General features: G+C 62.3%; 17 protein-coding genes, 4 tRNA genes and 1 pseudogene. 16 read left to right on the forward strand and 6 right to left on the reverse strand.

Annotation, left to right across the window (positions count from 1 at the left end):
* Positions 1 to 251: 251 nt before the first annotated feature.
* The 5 genes from A5787_RS08230 (at position 252) to A5787_RS08245 (ending at position 3909) form a co-directional block, all read left to right on the forward strand.
* The gene (locus tag A5787_RS08230) at positions 252 to 1406 is read left to right on the forward strand and encodes a PPE family protein (RefSeq protein ID WP_066964387.1); all 1155 of its coding nucleotides are present in this window, start codon (positions 252 to 254) and stop codon (positions 1404 to 1406) included.
* A gap of 165 nt (positions 1407 to 1571) precedes the next feature.
* On the forward strand, positions 1572 to 1715 hold the full coding sequence (locus tag A5787_RS27250) for a hypothetical protein (protein WP_197506987.1): 144 nt from the start codon (positions 1572 to 1574) through the stop codon (positions 1713 to 1715).
* A gap of 183 nt (positions 1716 to 1898) precedes the next feature.
* Positions 1899 to 3011, forward strand: a complete 1113-nt coding sequence (locus A5787_RS08235; protein ID WP_066964389.1) for a site-specific integrase — start codon at positions 1899 to 1901, stop codon at positions 3009 to 3011.
* A 176-nt stretch (positions 3012 to 3187) separates the two neighbouring features.
* Positions 3188 to 3358 carry a helix-turn-helix domain-containing protein gene (locus A5787_RS08240; protein WP_369829093.1) on the forward strand — a complete coding sequence of 57 codons (171 nt, stop codon included), beginning with the start codon at positions 3188 to 3190 and terminating at the stop codon, positions 3356 to 3358.
* Positions 3359 to 3366: 8 nt separating this feature from the next.
* The gene (locus A5787_RS08245; protein ID WP_156763820.1) at positions 3367 to 3909 is read left to right on the forward strand and encodes a hypothetical protein; all 543 of its coding nucleotides are present in this window, start codon (positions 3367 to 3369) and stop codon (positions 3907 to 3909) included.
* An 858-nt stretch (positions 3910 to 4767) separates the two neighbouring features.
* On the opposite strand, the gene A5787_RS27255 is transcribed toward A5787_RS08245, so the two are convergent.
* Both A5787_RS27255 and A5787_RS08250 read right to left on the reverse strand, forming a co-directional pair.
* On the reverse strand, positions 4768 to 5538 hold the full coding sequence (locus tag A5787_RS27255; RefSeq protein ID WP_156763821.1) for a hypothetical protein: 771 nt from the start codon (positions 5536 to 5538) through the stop codon (positions 4768 to 4770).
* Positions 5539 to 5617: 79 nt separating this feature from the next.
* Positions 5618 to 5935: a hypothetical protein gene (locus tag A5787_RS08250; protein WP_066964397.1), complete on the reverse strand. Its 318-nt coding sequence runs from the start codon at positions 5933 to 5935 to the stop codon at positions 5618 to 5620.
* Positions 5936 to 6257: 322 nt separating this feature from the next.
* Between A5787_RS08250 and A5787_RS27260 the strand changes: the two genes are divergently transcribed.
* From A5787_RS27260 to A5787_RS08280, 8 genes and pseudogenes are all read left to right on the forward strand, one after another.
* On the forward strand, positions 6258 to 6479 hold the full coding sequence (locus A5787_RS27260) for a hypothetical protein (RefSeq protein WP_156763822.1): 222 nt from the start codon (positions 6258 to 6260) through the stop codon (positions 6477 to 6479).
* A gap of 257 nt (positions 6480 to 6736) precedes the next feature.
* Entirely contained in the window at positions 6737 to 7081 is a 345-nt protein-coding gene (locus A5787_RS27265; RefSeq protein ID WP_156763823.1) for a hypothetical protein, read from the forward strand.
* A gap of 207 nt (positions 7082 to 7288) precedes the next feature.
* Positions 7289 to 7594 carry a hypothetical protein gene (locus A5787_RS08255; protein WP_066964401.1) on the forward strand — a complete coding sequence of 102 codons (306 nt, stop codon included), beginning with the start codon at positions 7289 to 7291 and terminating at the stop codon, positions 7592 to 7594.
* Complete coding sequence (locus tag A5787_RS08260; RefSeq protein ID WP_156763824.1) at positions 7587 to 8096, forward strand: hypothetical protein; 510 nt, start codon at positions 7587 to 7589, stop codon at positions 8094 to 8096. Before A5787_RS08255 ends, A5787_RS08260 begins: the two co-directional genes overlap by 8 nt.
* Positions 8097 to 8633: 537 nt before the next feature.
* Positions 8634 to 9620, forward strand: a pseudogene (locus A5787_RS28075) (phage major capsid protein).
* Positions 9621 to 10403: 783 nt separating this feature from the next.
* Entirely contained in the window at positions 10404 to 10790 is a 387-nt protein-coding gene (locus A5787_RS08270) for a hypothetical protein (RefSeq protein WP_066964410.1), read from the forward strand.
* On the forward strand, positions 10787 to 11029 hold the full coding sequence (locus tag A5787_RS08275; protein WP_066964413.1) for a DUF4258 domain-containing protein: 243 nt from the start codon (positions 10787 to 10789) through the stop codon (positions 11027 to 11029). The genes A5787_RS08270 and A5787_RS08275 overlap by 4 nt, the downstream gene beginning before the upstream one ends.
* Before the next feature lie 35 nt (positions 11030 to 11064).
* Positions 11065 to 11418: a DUF2283 domain-containing protein gene (locus tag A5787_RS08280; protein ID WP_066964416.1), complete on the forward strand. Its 354-nt coding sequence runs from the start codon at positions 11065 to 11067 to the stop codon at positions 11416 to 11418.
* A 132-nt stretch (positions 11419 to 11550) separates the two neighbouring features.
* On the opposite strand, the gene A5787_RS08285 is transcribed toward A5787_RS08280, so the two are convergent.
* From A5787_RS08285 to A5787_RS08295, 3 genes are all read right to left on the reverse strand, one after another.
* Positions 11551 to 11625: transfer RNA gene (locus A5787_RS08285), tRNA-Val, on the reverse strand.
* Positions 11626 to 11638: 13 nt separating this feature from the next.
* Positions 11639 to 11712: transfer RNA gene (locus tag A5787_RS08290), tRNA-Cys, on the reverse strand.
* A 28-nt stretch (positions 11713 to 11740) separates the two neighbouring features.
* Positions 11741 to 11813: transfer RNA gene (locus A5787_RS08295), tRNA-Gly, on the reverse strand.
* Positions 11814 to 11990: 177 nt separating this feature from the next.
* Between A5787_RS08295 and A5787_RS08300 the strand changes: the two genes are divergently transcribed.
* The 3 genes from A5787_RS08300 to A5787_RS08310 all read left to right on the forward strand — a co-directional run bounded on the left by A5787_RS08300 (position 11991) and on the right by A5787_RS08310 (position 13418).
* A tRNA-Val gene (locus A5787_RS08300) sits at positions 11991 to 12062 on the forward strand.
* A gap of 185 nt (positions 12063 to 12247) precedes the next feature.
* Complete coding sequence (locus tag A5787_RS08305; RefSeq protein WP_066964420.1) at positions 12248 to 12541, forward strand: hypothetical protein; 294 nt, start codon at positions 12248 to 12250, stop codon at positions 12539 to 12541.
* Between the two features lie 49 nt (positions 12542 to 12590).
* Positions 12591 to 13418, forward strand: a complete 828-nt coding sequence (locus tag A5787_RS08310; RefSeq protein ID WP_066964422.1) for an enoyl-CoA hydratase/isomerase family protein — start codon at positions 12591 to 12593, stop codon at positions 13416 to 13418.
* 40 nt (positions 13419 to 13458) lie between these two features.
* Here A5787_RS08310 and A5787_RS08315 read toward each other — a convergent pair whose 3' ends face one another.
* On the reverse strand, positions 13459 to 15000 hold the full coding sequence (locus tag A5787_RS08315; protein ID WP_066964425.1) for an AMP-binding protein: 1542 nt from the start codon (positions 14998 to 15000) through the stop codon (positions 13459 to 13461).
* Positions 15001 to 15018: the final 18 nt, after the last annotated feature.

The following is a 15018-nucleotide window of genomic DNA, read 5'->3' on the forward strand; positions in this document are numbered from 1 at the left end:
CATAGGGTTTACACGAGATAGTCACCGAAGCCGCAAACTGAGCCAGATTCGCCTCGCCAGTTTCGGGACAGCGCAATCAAAGGTGGCTGGACATGTCCAGTGCGCGTGGCCCGCCCAGAACTCCACTAAGCCGCCGGTGCCCGGAAAACCCGGACCGGCCGCGGTAACCAATCTGTTCCATTTCAGCGGGCGCGCCGCGCGCCGTTACAGGGGGGATTGCCAACGAAGTCAATTTAAGGAGCTGTGACACAATGGATTTCGCGATCTTACCCCCGGAGATCAACTCCGCCCGGATGTACACCGGCCCAGGGTCGGGCTCGCTGCTCGCCGCCGCGGGCAGCTGGGATTCCCTGGCCGCCGAATTGACCACCACGGCCGAGACCTACCAATCAGTGGTTTCGGGCCTGAGCACGTTGAACTGGCGGGGCCCCGCTTCGGAGTCGATGACGGCCACCGCGGCCCCCTACATTGGCTGGCTGTACACGACCGCCGAGCAGACCAAGCAGACGGCCATGCAGGCCAGGGCCGCCGCGGCGGCCTTCGAGCAGGCGTTTGCGATGACCGTGCCACCGCCGGTGATAGCGGCCAACCGCACCCAGCTTGCCTCGCTGATTGCGACGAACTTCTTCGGGCAGAACACCGCAGCGATCGCGGCTACCGAGGCGCAGTACACCGAGATGTGGGCCCAGGACGCCGCCGCGATGTATGGCTACTCCACCGCCTCGGCCGCCGCGGCGACGTTGGCGCCGTTCACCCAGCCGAACCAGACCACCAATCCGGCGGGCGCGGCCGCCCAGTCGGCGGCGGTCGCCCGGGCCGCCGCGTCCCTACCTAACCCGCTGCAAGGACTCGCGACTGGGCCGATCGGTCAATCGCTCGAAAACATTTGGGCAAACTTTTTGCAGGACATCGAATCCCTAGGGCCTGACACCGCACTTGGCAACCTGATTGGGCCCGACGCCAACATCTGGGGCGACCTATCCTCGAGTGGAGTCTTCCAGCTACCGACCGCGCTCAACATTGCCAGTTTTGTAGGCAAAGACGCCATCGACGCAGACACCATTGCAAACGGCATCGGTAGCTTGAATGAGCCAATTCCTATCGTGCTGCGTGGGAGCACGAGCGCGTTGAGCGGCGGCGGAGGTGGGGTCTCCGCGGTGCTTACCGGGGCCAAGTCGATCGGGCCGATGTCGGTTCCGGCGAACTGGGCCACCCCGGCGGTCAGCCATATATCGGCCATGTCGGGCACCGGCCTGACCACACTCCCGGGAACCGAAGAGGCGGTCGGGGCGGGTATGCCCGGCGTACCCGGGATGCCAGCCGGGACCCTATCGCGAGCCTCGGGCGTCATACCCCGATACGGGACTCGACTCACGGTGATGCCACGCCCGCCGGCGGCCGGGTGACACGGGCCCCTGTTCAGCCGCGGTAGCCGCCGGGCAGGTCGTTGACATCCACGACGGCGCGCGCCAACTAGCAAAAACCTGCAGCATGAGCAGTTTCACTGGCGTTGACTGGTGGGTGTGCCCCTACGACGTGTGGACGAACTGGAGCCGGGAGACAGGATCCGGATGAAGATCGGGCACGCCACCGTCGTAGCGACCGAACCCCTTGACGGGGATCGCACCCTGCTCACGTTCCTCTACGGGACGAAAGGGCCCGCCGACAACGATCTGACCGTCGATGTCCTGGACGATGACGAGTGGGGTTGGTAGTGGTGGCCAAAATGCCTGAATGCACCAACTATGGTGCGCGATACTGGGATTGAATTAGAAAGTTAGTACCGCGCTGACATGCAGTAGAGCGCTCTGAACTGCTCAGACGGTGCTACTCTCGTGTAGTCTCATACAGCGTCATAAACTGCTATTGTTAGCGACATCGTTAGCAGGAGGCGGGCAATGGCAGCACGCGCAAAGCGAGGATTCGCGACAGTCGTGCACGAGAAATCGGGCCGCTACAGTGTGCGCTTCACAGCGCCCGGTGGTATCCGCATGTCCGCTGGTAAGACGTTCCCGCGCAAGGCTGACGCTGAAGCATGGGCGGCTGACAAGCGACGCGAGATCGACAAAGGAGCGAAAGCGCAATACGAGCGCGTCCTCTTCAGCGACTACGCAAAGGACTGGCTCGAACATCGACAAGTCAACGGACGACCCATCAAGCCGCGCACTCGCGAGCATTACCAGTCGATCCTTGACGAACACCTGGTACCCGAGTTCGGCAAGAAACAACTCGCAGCGATCGCAGCGAAGGATGTCCGCGATTGGTACGCCGACACGTTGACTGACAAACCGACTATGCGGTCACATGCCTACTCACTACTGCGGACGATCCTCGGCAGCGCTGAACGCGACGAGTACATCAGCAAGAATCCGTGCAGCATCGTCGGCGCTGGTTCTGCGAAACGCGCGAAGAAGATCCGGCCGGCCACCGTCGAGGAGCTTGCGGTGCTGACTGACGAGATGCCTGAGCGGCTGAAACTAATGGTGCTGCTCTCGTCATGGTGCGCGCTCAGGGTCGGCGAAGTCATCGAACTCCGACGTGGCGACATCGACTTAGACGATGAGGTGATCCGTGTGCGTCGCGCAGCGATACGCGTCAAAAAAGACGGCCACTACCGGTTCGAAGTGACGACGCCGAAGAGCGACGCAGGTGTGCGCGACGTTGACATACCACCGAACATCATTCCCGCGATCGAGACGCATCTCGCGAAACACGTTGCTAAACCACAAGGCTCGTTGTTGTTCCCGAATGCCACAGACGGACATCTTCAACCTTCGACAGTGATGAGGCATTTCTACGCAGCACGTGCGAAGGCGAAGCGGACCGACTTGCGGTGGCACGACCTGCGACACACGGGCGGAACGATGGCCGCGGTCACCGGCGCGACCCTCGCTGAACTCATGCAGCGCCTCGGTCACTCGACCCCACAGGCTGCATTGCGCTACCAACACGCGACCAGGAGCCGCGGCAAGGAGATCGCCGCGTTGCTGTCGAAGCTCGACGCAAAATAGTTTCGCTGCACGTTGCTCTTTTTCGTGCAACGTGATCTACGGTGTATCACACGAGCTGAGCCAGATGGCACGCAGCGACCCGTCTGTGGAAGTACCAACCCGTTCGTCACGTTGGAAGGGTTTACTTCGACATGCCTCCAAGGGCTTTCGCTAAATCAATCGCTAAACCATCGACTGTGCGGCGCTGGGCGACGATTAAACAAGCCGCCGAATACATCGACGTCAACGCTGTCACGATCCGAAAGCTGATCGCCGAAGGGAAACTCCCCGGGTACACCGGCGCGAGCTGGCGCATCCTGCGCGTCGACCTCAACGAACTTGACGCCTTGATGGAACAAGGCGCATGAGTAAGTCAATGACCGTCTCTGAGGCGCGCGCCCTCACCGACAAGCTGAAGAAGACTCTCGCCGACGGCGAGAAGATGGTCCGCCAGCTTTACAGCGCGCGGGCTGACCGCCTACTCGACTACACGTCGTGGGATCTATACGTGCACAGCGAATTTGGTGGATGCATGCTGCGGGTGCCCCGGGAAGAACGTGGCGAGCTGGTCAGGTCGCTGAACCTAACGATGGGTTTGCGCCCAATCGCCGCCGCGTTGGGGATCAGCCTTGCGACAGCGCAGCGCGCCGCAAGTGGTGTTTCAAATGAAACACCAGGGGCCCAACCGAAGGCAAAACCTGTCCCGAAGCCCGACAGGTTCGTGCAGCAGTACGGCGCAGCTTGTACGCAAGTGATCGAAGACCTCCTTGAAGTGCTACGCCTATCGAAAGGCCAACGCTTCTTGATGCATCGCGACGCTCTCGTGAAAGCGCACCGCGAGAACATGACGTGGGGGGGCGAGCTGTGGTTGAAACTGCTGCCGCACTTCGAATCAGACGTCACGCTGCTCGACGAATGAAAAAGCCGGGGTGCAGCGCGCCCCGGCCTTCCCGCTGTCGTAGTTGCCACACCCAACAGGCATCCCCAACACCACGGAGACGAGAGCAGTTTAACGGATGAGCCACACACTGATGAAAGAACTCCACGACGCGTACAACGCTGGCTATCTTTCGATGCTGAAACAGACCGAAAGGTCGGTGCTGCTCTGGATGTGTGAGACGTGCCACCGCGATTCACGAATTGCGTCGATCAGCGAGACCGAGCTAATGCGGCTGGTCGGTTTGTCGCGCGACCGGATTACGAAAGCGATCAAGGCGTTGGTTGACTATCGGATCATCCGTCGGCACGGTCACGGTAATCAGCACCGGTGCTGTAGGTACGAATTGCTGCCACTGTCGCAAGACGCCGCTTGCATTGCTGGCACTGCAAGCTCCGACGCCGCTTGCAGTGCTGACGAGTCAAGCTCAGACGATGCCGCTTGCATTGCTGACACTGCAAGCTCAGATCCGCTTGCAGTGTTTCGGGCATCCGCTTGCAGTGCTAGCACTGCACATCCCTTAAGTACTTCCCGAAGTACAGACCTTGGGAACCTCGCTCCGCTCGGTTCCCAAGGTCACCGACATGGAGCCTCGCTGCGCTCGTTCCATGTCGACCAACTGAAGATGCCTACCTTGACTACCTGGTCAAGCAACGTGACCCACTAACCGGGTACGTCACCCGCGACGAAGGGAAAACCAATGACATGTCCCGCATGTGGGCGCCCAATCCCGTTACGCCCCGGCCCGTCTCAGCGACTCTGCGACGACTGCTGGCGCGATCGACTCCACGTCATAGCACAACGACTCGACAAACTCCCCGAAAAGACAGCCCTGCGCGATTAGGCACTCCAAGGCTTCACTTCGCTGTAGCCCAATGGGCGGCCAATCCCGTAATGCTCTACTGGCGGGGTGTCGAGCTGCTCCAGGTTGCCGGTCGGCACACGCCTGATCCAATGTCGACCCGCTCCATCGGTGAAGGCTACTTCCAGGCCGAGCCGACCCGCCGGCACCATACTTGTCGGACCGGCCAAGGGCAGCCAATACGTGTTGGGCGGTAGCACCTGAACGACCGCTCGCATTCGGTCCGGAGGTTCACCGGGTCGCGGATTTCGATAGTGGGCTTCGATTTCCTCACCCGTGCGGGGCGCAGCGCCTTGGATCCAGACGATGTGTACGACCACTTCGTACACTGCTTCCGCTGAACTGTTGGCGAGGTGGACAGACTGCGCGTTTTGGCAAGGTCCAAATGCGGGGGGAAAGATGTCTGCTCGCGGAATGGAAGGAGGAAGCGGAGTCGTCCATCCGGAGATCTGTCGGGCCTGAGCGAGCCGCTTCTCGCGGTTCGCCTGTGCCATCAAGTAGAGGCCTTGCCCAACACCCCACGCCAGGGTTCCGACGGTGCCGACGGCAGCGAAGCACGCAGCCGCGGTGCCCCACTCCCAGTGCTCGAGATGACGGGTGTTGAGCTTCAGGGTCTGGACCACCGCCAGGAAGCCCAAGTAAGCCCCAATAGCGAGAAATACCAATCCGAGCCAGCTCGCCTTCGCCGACCACCTTCTCCAAATCCAGGCGATCGCATTGCCGAGCGACTTAAACCATTTAGCGGTCATCGGCGTGCAGCTTATCCGGGAGTAGGTTCACCGAGAAAGCCCCTCAGTTGATCTGAGGGGCTTTCTCTAGCTCTGGCGCTTACACGAACACACGGTGCAGGCGCAGATGCCCGACGTGGCTGAGATGAGCAAAACGCGCTACACGCATAAGAGGCAGCCCTGAGAGAGCCAGCGCGACGATCATCGTGTCAACGACAAGCATCGAAGGGCAGTCTCGACGCTTGATCGCGCAGACGATTCTCACCCCGATCTCGAAAGCGAAGAACAGCAGAATCGTCGTGTCGATGCGCTCGGCGATCTCATCGCGAGTCATCTCAGCCCATACGGCAACCGGGATGTTGATCAGAATCGCTGACGTGACGACGCGCTCAGCGAGAACATGCACGCAGGCGCTCATGACCGATCCTCGTCGTACGCGTCGAATGGGGCTTCGACGTTCCACCAGAACGTCAATTCGGATGTCTCGTACGCAATCATCGCCCGACCGCCTTCACAGTGGCGAACAGAACACCCGCGATGAACAGCGTCGCGAGCAACACAGCAGCGATAACGATGGACATAGTCGTTCCCTTCAAGGAATTGGAATTTGGAATTCGTGCGCTCAAACGCACAAACACTATTATAGTCAACTGAACTCGATTGCGACACAGCATCATTGGAAGTACAAAGGCGAAATTCGCTACGTGGCAACGTGTTCAAAGATGCGTACTCTTGCGTGCGTGCCAGAGAACCGTCACCGCCTTTGCAACGCCTGCTACAGCGCCCCCGCAGAACCCGCTGGCTGGCGCTGCACCACCTGCGCGCGTGCGCGCCCCAACCCGAGCGCACCCAACGCGCTGCGCACCGCAGCCGCAGCGCTCGGCGACACACCTAACACACCCGACGTGCTCACGGCGAGTTGGCAGGCGGACGACGACGTATTCGACGACGGCGTGATCTAGTCGCGCGAGCTTCTACCTGCAAGCAGCACAACACGCACCGACCTGAGCTGCAGCAATGCGCCCAAATGAACACTCCCAGCACCTAAACACTCACCGTCGCAATATATTTCAGATCAGCGACATGTCAGTCGCACGCGCTTTGGGGGGGAGGGTCGGCCAGGGAGCCAGAAGTCACGACGACTGCAAGGCACTTCGAAATCCTGCTGGCAGCGGCTCATCCATTTTTTTAAGGGGCTTTGGCGCTCTAAAATTGATGGATGCCAGCGCCGCGTGGTCTCAATTCGCGAGGCCGCGCGTTCTGGAAAGCGGTCACAGAGCGCTATGAAATGAATCCCGCTGAGGCGCTGATCCTGCATGAATTGTGCCGTGTGGCTGATGAACTCGATCGCGTGGATTCGGAGTTGAAAATAGCGGGTGAGCTTGTGGTTAATGGTTCGACTGGTCAGCCGCGTGCGCACCCGTTGCTGGCGGTGCGCGTCGAGTTGGAGAAGACCGCTGACGTGTTGTCGAGGCGGCTTGCGCTGCCCGACGATCGGCTCGCGGTGAAACGCTCCAACAATGCGGCGCAGGCCGGTAAAGCGCGGTGGAGTAGGGGTGCTTGATGGCGGGAATGCGGAGTTTTGCGCCAGTTTGGCCGAAGGATCTGGTCGAATTTGACCCCGATCGGCTCTATGTCGTGTCGCGTGACGGGTCAGCGTTCACGGGTCGAAAGTCATGGCATCTGCACCGCGCTCGTGTCGCGAAAGCTCTGGGAATGTCCGACCGCGTTGTGTTGGATGAGATCATCGCCGGAACGAATCGAGTGGTGGATGTTTGACGTATTCGCCCGTGAGGCTTGCGCGTTCTTGAACGGCTTCGACGCGCTGGAGCTGGACGACCGCGCTGATTTCGTGAATTTCGATGACAGCGAGAAGGCGAAAGTTCGCACCGTCATCGGACAGGCGGAGTGGTTCCGTGATCAGCGGAACTCCCCATTCGCAGATCTCACATTGCCCCAGTTGCTGGTGATCGATCTCGGTGACTCGTTTCTCAGGTGGTGCGCCGATCGGACGAACAACGAGCGGTTGGCTGAAATGTTCGATTGCCGCTGGTCGATCGAGGCGCTCGATGACTGACGCTCCTGCTGAATTGACGGCGCTGATCCGCGCCGCGCAGACCCTCGATGACCCCAATGTCAGCGTGGAGCAGATCGAAGCGGTCGGCCGTCTCATCGCGGTGCTGCTGAACAACATCAACTACAACTCGGACGCCGGCACCGCTGATGTGCTGACTACCGGGTTGCTGTGGAGCACCCGCGAGTGGTGTGCCGAGCTGCAGGGTGAAGTCGATGACTGGGCGCCCAAATCGTGTGACGTGACGGTCCGAAGCGCCGACGGGGGCGTTGTCAGCGGTTGGCCCGCCGTCGTCTCGTCGCGCACGTCCCGGCGGCGCGAGATGTGGCTCCGGGATCGCATCGACGCTGAGCGGTACGTGTACGGTGAGGTCCGTTCGCGGTCGCTGATCGAGCACACCACCGCTGAGCCACCCGGTGAGACACGAAGAGCGGTCGACCCAACTCACGACACGGCCGAGTCGCGCATACCGCCTGATGCAGATCAGACGGTGGTTTTCGTGTAACACTTGATGCGGCGCAGATAGTTGTTGCGCCGCACCATAATTCAATACCGCACCCGTTTTCCCGATCTCGATTCGAAGGATCTCCGGGACCTCAAGCCGCCACCTGGGATGGGTTGGCCGCCGCACGTAGCCCCGTCGAGCACCGAGAAGAAAGACGAAGAATCCGGGACCCCCAAACATTCGTGGCCCTGAACGCACGATCTGTTTGTGCTGCCTTCAGGGCGCATAGGGAGGTTCCCAAACATGTTGAATCAGATGCAGATTCATGCACGCCAAAAATCACTTCAGACCGACGTCGATTCCGCGTACGCCGACCTGGTCGCTGGCCGCATCTCGCAGTCCCGCTTCGACCACGTGATGAATCGAGCCGAGGCTGAGCTGGGCAAGCTGAAAGACGCCAGCGCTGCTCGCGGCAAGGCCCTCGGCTTCGCGTCGTGTGCGTCACCGGATGAGTATGACCCGTCGAGCGAGCGTGCACGCGGCGTGAAGCAGAAGAACTTGACACCGGCCGACATGCCGCAGCACGAGCTGGAGAATATGTTCCACGCGGCGCAACGCCGACAACCGTACCGCTGTGAAATCAACAGCAAGGCGTTCGGCCCCGACGCGCTGGGTGTGCGCAGTAAGGCACCGGGTTCGCCTGTGTTTGAAGGCAATCCGCTGTCAGGTGGGTTGCTGCCACCGGTCAACATCCCCGGCTTGACGATGGGCCTCCGATACGAAAGCACGGTGGTTCGTATCTCTGACCATCTGCCCACGATCACTGTCGATGCCCCCGCTATCGAGTACGTGGCTCACGTTGGTGACACCAACATCCCGCAAGTCACCGTCGAAGGCGGCGTGAAAATCGACATCGGAGAGCAGTGGACCACCAAGACGTGCTCACCGATCAAGCTGGCGGCTCTGGCGAGCGCCTCGATGGAAATCCTCAACGATTTTTCGGAGTTCGCGGGCTACGTGCAACGAGACCTAGTGAATGCCGTCGCCGACGCTGAGAATGATCAGATCGTTTTGGGCACGGGTGCACCCGGTATGAACGGTTTGGTTACCACGTCGGGTGCGCTTTCACGCTCTTACAACGGCTCGACAGACACTTCGGGTATCGACACCATCGTGCAAAGCTTCACCGATATCCGTGTCGGGTCAGCAAAGGGCAAGGCGGATATGGTTTTGATCCACCCCCGCACGTGGGATTTCCTGCGCCGCACCAAAACCACGACGGGCGCTTACGTTTAGAGCATGATGGATCCCACCGGAATTGGTGACCTCTCTACCATCTTTGGGGTTCCCGTCCTGGAAACCCGTTGGGTGCCTGAAGGAACTGCGATCACGCTGGATTCGAACCTAGCGGCGAGATTCTATGTGCGACAGTCACTCACGGTCGAGACGAATCCGTGGGGGGATGTTGAATGGTCTCAAAACTTGGTGTCCTTCAGATGTGAGGAGCGGGCGAACTTAGCGGTGCTCTATCCGCAAGCCATCTGCATTGTCGTTGGGTTGAGCAGCGATTCGGGTGCGTCGTGACTGGTGGTCCTCCTGAGTTGTTGCCCGAAGGTACACCGCTACCCGGTGGGGTGGGTGTCGCAGGCAGCAGACTCGTCACGTGGACGTACCCACCACGTGTCATCTGGGAGGGTTGGGTTGCACCAGGTGGGCAACCACCCGACCTTGAATGGTCGGGGCCGGGGACACTTTCGGCGATTCCGAGTACGCCACCGAGTGATGCGGGACCGCCTCCGCAGCAGGGCGCGACGTACGTGCAGGTGAAACCGCTTGGTTTGGGTGGTTGGATATCTCAGTTGTCAGAGAGATGTCCGTAATATGTTGAGGCGTGGTGAGATTCAGCCCGGCGGGGCGTGTCAGCTGGTTCTCACCCGGCGACCCCGGGAGTCTGCTGTGTTGGGGACGGACAACCCCCACTCTCGGCAGCGGACGACCGGGGTCGCCACCCCTTCGGGGCTGTTGCGTTCGGAACCCTGTTTTCTCCGTTTTCCGGGGTGATGACGTTTTGGTCACGCTGATCTGGCCCGCGTTGGCTGCCCCAGCGCGAACAGCCCCGAAGGGCCCCGAATCCTGAAAGGGAGCCAGCCGTGAGTGCACGCGTTGATCTTGAGCGACTAGCCGCGCAGCTCGGTGACGGTCACCGCGTCGAGCAAGGCGACGACGGCTTGTGGGTGGTGCGCACCAACAGCGACGGGGCGAGAGTGCCTGTGGCGTTCATGCCCCCCGCAGAATCAACGCAGAGCGGCGAAACCAAACGCGGTTTGATACGAGTCTCGCCGAGCAGCGCGGGTATCGTGCGCTGTTGTGGCTGAACTCGACTACGCCTTCCTCGCCGAGTACGCGCAAATTACTGACGGTAACCTCACCGTCGTCAATGCCAGTTTCATCCACGTAAAGGTTCCCGTTCCCACGGTCTTCCAGTTGGCGATCGCCGGGCGAGTCAGGGCTCCCGCAGATGCTGGCGAGGTCAGGGTAGATATCCAGTTCAACGGACCCGATGAAAACGCACCCACCGTCAAATTTCAGATGAACCTCAATACCGAAGGTCATCCCGTGTACGACAACAAGGTCGGGATCTTGTTTGCCGTTCGTGCCGGGGTGTTCATAGCCACGCATGGCCTCTACGTGGCCACAATCGACGTGGACGGCAAGAAAGCGAGGACACTCGCGTTCGAGGCCCTCCCACTGTGAACATATACCTGACCAGGCACGCCCAGGAGCAGATGCAGGAGCAGGAGGACGACGTCACCGAGGAGCAGATCAAAGCAGTCCTGGACAACCACCACAGCATCCATCACGGAAGTCAGCCATCCACCATCCGTTACCTCGGTTCCATCGGCGCGCGAGAACTAAACGTTGTGGCAGAGCGGCCTGGGATCGCTCGCGAACCTGTCAAAATCGTTACGGTCTACTGGGAAGACGAAGAGTGATCGAACATGACAGCTGTTCAAGCTAGGATTAGAACGTGACGAACCCCGACCACGTGCCCCTGTTTGAGCCGTCGGCGTTCCAGGTCAAGATCGACTTCGACGCGGATGCGGCTTATCTCCGTCTCAGTCATGAGCGTGTAGCTCGTACGCGTCGGTTCGACGGGTCCGAGGCGGTGCTCGTGAAATTAGACGCCAGCGGTAGGCCGGTCGGCATCGAAGTAATCGGACTCAAGACAGAACTCCCCCTTGACCGCCTCGCGCAGGTCTACAACTTCTCAGATTCCCTCATCATCGCGCTGAAGAATTTCCAGCAGCAGCTGTGGGATGCTGCGTACTCGCACTCGACAGGGATCGGTGACGCGCTAGTCGCGCCGTCGCGCCCGGCCTGACCAGAGAGAACCAGGCTGCAGCCAAGCGCACAGGCTTTCAAGCCAACATGCACGCATACGTGCACCCAGGCACGTGGTTGTCAGCATATCGTTAGCGGCTGCCGCTAAAGGCACCGTCGATGCAGCTAGATGTGGTGCGCGATACTGGGATTGAACCAGTGACCTCTTCCGTGTCAGGGAAGCGCTCTCCCGCTGAGCTAATCGCGCCGGGGGTCAAATTTGGAGGTGGAGACGGGAATCGAACCCGTGTGCACGGCTTTGCAGGCCGTTGCCTCACCACTCGGCCACTCCACCGCTGGGATTGATGCCACTTGCACCTTCGAGCGGACGACGGGATTCGAACCCGCGACCCTCACCTTGGCAAGGTGATGCGCTACCAACTGCGCTACGTCCGCGCGCAACGGGCGAGATCGTCGCCCGTTGCGAAGGACGACGATAGTCCACCCGAGCGGGCCTGCACAAATCTCTTGGTTACGTTGCCGCTCTAGGCTAGCGCGCCCGGCGACGCCTGCGGCGAGTCGGGCTTGGACCGATTCGTGCTACCCTTCGACACCGTTCGCCCCTCGGCGCAGGGTCCCGTGGCTCAGTGGAAGAGCGTCCGCTTCACACGCGGAAGGTCGCTGGTTCGATCCCAGCCGGGACCACCGGAAGCTTCGCAGGTCAGGCGCTGGTTTAGCCGACCTCGTGCGCCACCAACTCGCCTTCGGTTCAGGCTTCCGCCCGGATAGCCCGACCACTCCGCGCGAATTCGTGATCGACTATTCCCACCACTACAACTCTTCAGTGTGCAATCGGCAGCAGCGGACCAAGACGCAAAGGACGGCGAACCATGGCAGCCAACCAAGAGGGGATCGGCGTGCTGAAACTCGAATGCCCGCAACGCCACCCCGTGGGCAGGATCCTCAAGGAGGCCCCGCATCAGGCGGTCCAATACGACCCCGGCGCCCAGGTCGGCTCGCGCCGGTTCTGGCCGGACGAACAGGACCAGCCGCAGTTCAAGATCCACTGTCGCTTCTGCGACAAATCGCTGGCAGAGGCCGCGGCCACCCTCCAGAACCAACTGGCCAGTCTCGTCGACGACACCGCGCAGACAATCCGAACCGCCACGATGCAGTACGCATAGCGGGCGTTACAGTCTTGGGGCGCGATGTCACGCCGACGAGAGGAGCCCCGTGGCGACCCAGGACAGCAGCCCCCGCCCTCCCGAACGCGATTGGCTGGGCACCCCCTACCTGAGATTCGAGCGCCAGGGACCGATCGCGGTGTGCACGATCGATCGCCCGGAAGCCAAGAACGCCTTCACGCCCGCGATGTATTTCGGAATCCGTTGTGCGGTAGGGCGTGTCAGCGAGGATCCGGACCTGGCCGGGCTGCTGATCACCGGGACCGGCGACATCTTTGCGCCCGGCGGCGACATGGGCGGCGGGGGAGGAACCGACGACTGGATGACCTTCGGCTCCGGGCTGGGCATGGACGTCACGCCGTTCGACACGGTGCGGACCTCGGCCAAGCCCGTCGTCTCCGCGGTCAACGGGCTGTGCCAGGGCGGCGGCATGCAGATCGCGCTGTGTAGCGACCTGTCCGTGGTCAGCGAGCGGGCGACGTTCCGCGTGCCCGAGCTGTTCCGCGGTTACGCCGACACCTACTACAGCCAGATGCTGGCCCGCCTCATCGGGCCGGTCCGCACCCGCGACCTGATGTTCACCGGCCGGGTGCTCACCGCGGTCGAGGCCCTCGACTGGGGGCTGGTCACCCGCGTGGTGCCCCACGAGACCCTGCTCACCGCCGCGAAAGACCTGCTTGCGCAGGCCTGCCGGACCGCGCCGCGCGCCCGCGCCGTCATCAAGTCCAGCATCGACAACTACCTCGGCCTGTATGACCGCATCGGCATGACCGCCAGCCTCAGCGACGCCGAGGCACGGGAGGGCTTCCGCGCATTCAAGGAGCGCCGCTCTCCGGACTGGGTGCATCCGGAGCTGCGCGCCGAGGGACGGCTATAGGTCGATCCACGCCGCCGCTCGTCAACCCTGCTGGCATCACTCACACGTTGCGGGCCCGCCCTTGCCAATGCGGTTCCCGCAGCGCGGTTTTGAGAATCTTGCCGCTCGGGTTGCGGGGGAGAGATGGCACGAAGTCGACGGTCCGCGGGCATTTGTAGCCGGCCAGGTGCCGGCGGCAGAACTCGATGATGTCTGTCGCGTCGACCTCGTCGGTGGCAACGACGATCGCCTTGACCGATTCGCCCCAGTAGTCGTCGGGAACGCCGATGATCGCGGCGTCGCCGACGGCGGGGTGCTCGATCAGCACGCTCTCCACCTCCGGCCCGTACACGTTCTCACCGCCGGTGATGATCATGTCCTTGAGCCGGTCCTCGATGTAGACGTAGCCCTCGGCGTCGAGGCGCCCGATGTCGCCGGTGCGCACCCAGTCGTCGCCCGTGATCGTCTCGGCGGTCGCCTCCGGCCGATTCAGGTAGCCGGTCATGTTCTGGTTGCTGCGCACCCAGATCTCGCCCGGCGCCCCGGCGGGCAGCACGTCGCCCGATTCGGGATCGACCACCCGAATCTCGGTGCCCAGCACGGCCTTTCCGGCCGACAGCTGCAGGTGGGGTCGCTCGGGGTCGCGGTGGTCGTCGTCGCCCAGCGCGGTGACCGCGCCGCACAGCTCGGTCTGCCCGTACACCTGGACGAAGCCCGTCTCGGGCCAGGTCGAAAGCGCCCGGTGCAGCAACGGCAACGGCATGGGGGCGGCCCCGTACACGATGTAGCGCAGGCCCGCGATCGCCGCGGTCGCCGTCTCGCCGGCCTCCAGGAACCGCGCGATCACGGGCGGCACGAAGAACGCGTGCGTCGCGCCGTCCCGGACCGCCCCGATCAAGGACGCGGCGTCGGGCTCGCGCGTCATGATCGTCGGCGCCCCCGCCCGGATGCCGAACAGCGCGTAGCCGATTCCACCTACGTGAAAAAGGGGCATACACACGAGGTTTGCGTCGCCGTCGTCGAACGGGAACGCCGGCGCGAGGTTGGCAGCGTGGTTGGCCAGGGCGCGCTGACTCAGCAGGACGCCCTTGGGCCGCCCGGTGGTGCCGGAGCTGTAGATCACCAGCGCGGTCTCGGTCTCGTCGACCTCCTCGGCCGGTGCGGGCGAGGCCGCGGCGAGCAGCGATTCGTATTCGTCGTCGACGACGACCACGCGGTCGAGGCCGGCGAGTCCTTCGACGGCAGGACGCAGTTCGGCACCGACGAAGAGCAGACGGGGACGGCTGTCGTCGAGCACGTGGGCGAGCTCGTCGCCGGACAGCCGCCAGTTGACGACGGTGGTCACCGCGCCGATCGACGCGGCGGCGAACAGGATTTCCAGGCAGGCCGGGTGATTCTTGTCCAGGAATGCCACGCACTGGCCCCGCCGCACGCCGGCGTCGCGCAGCGCCCCGGCCGCCCGCCGAATCCGCGCCGCCCACTGGGCCCACGACCACTGCCGATCGCGGAAGCGCATCGCGACGTCGTCGGGCCGCTGCAGGGCGTGGCGCTCGACGAACCCGGCAAGCGTCTCGGTCGTGGCATCGGTGTCGGTCTGTTCCACACACCGAGTGTGCCCTGA

Source organism: Mycobacterium sp. 852002-50816_SCH5313054-b (assembly GCF_001667185.1).
GTDB lineage: Bacteria > Actinomycetota > Actinomycetes > Mycobacteriales > Mycobacteriaceae > Mycobacterium.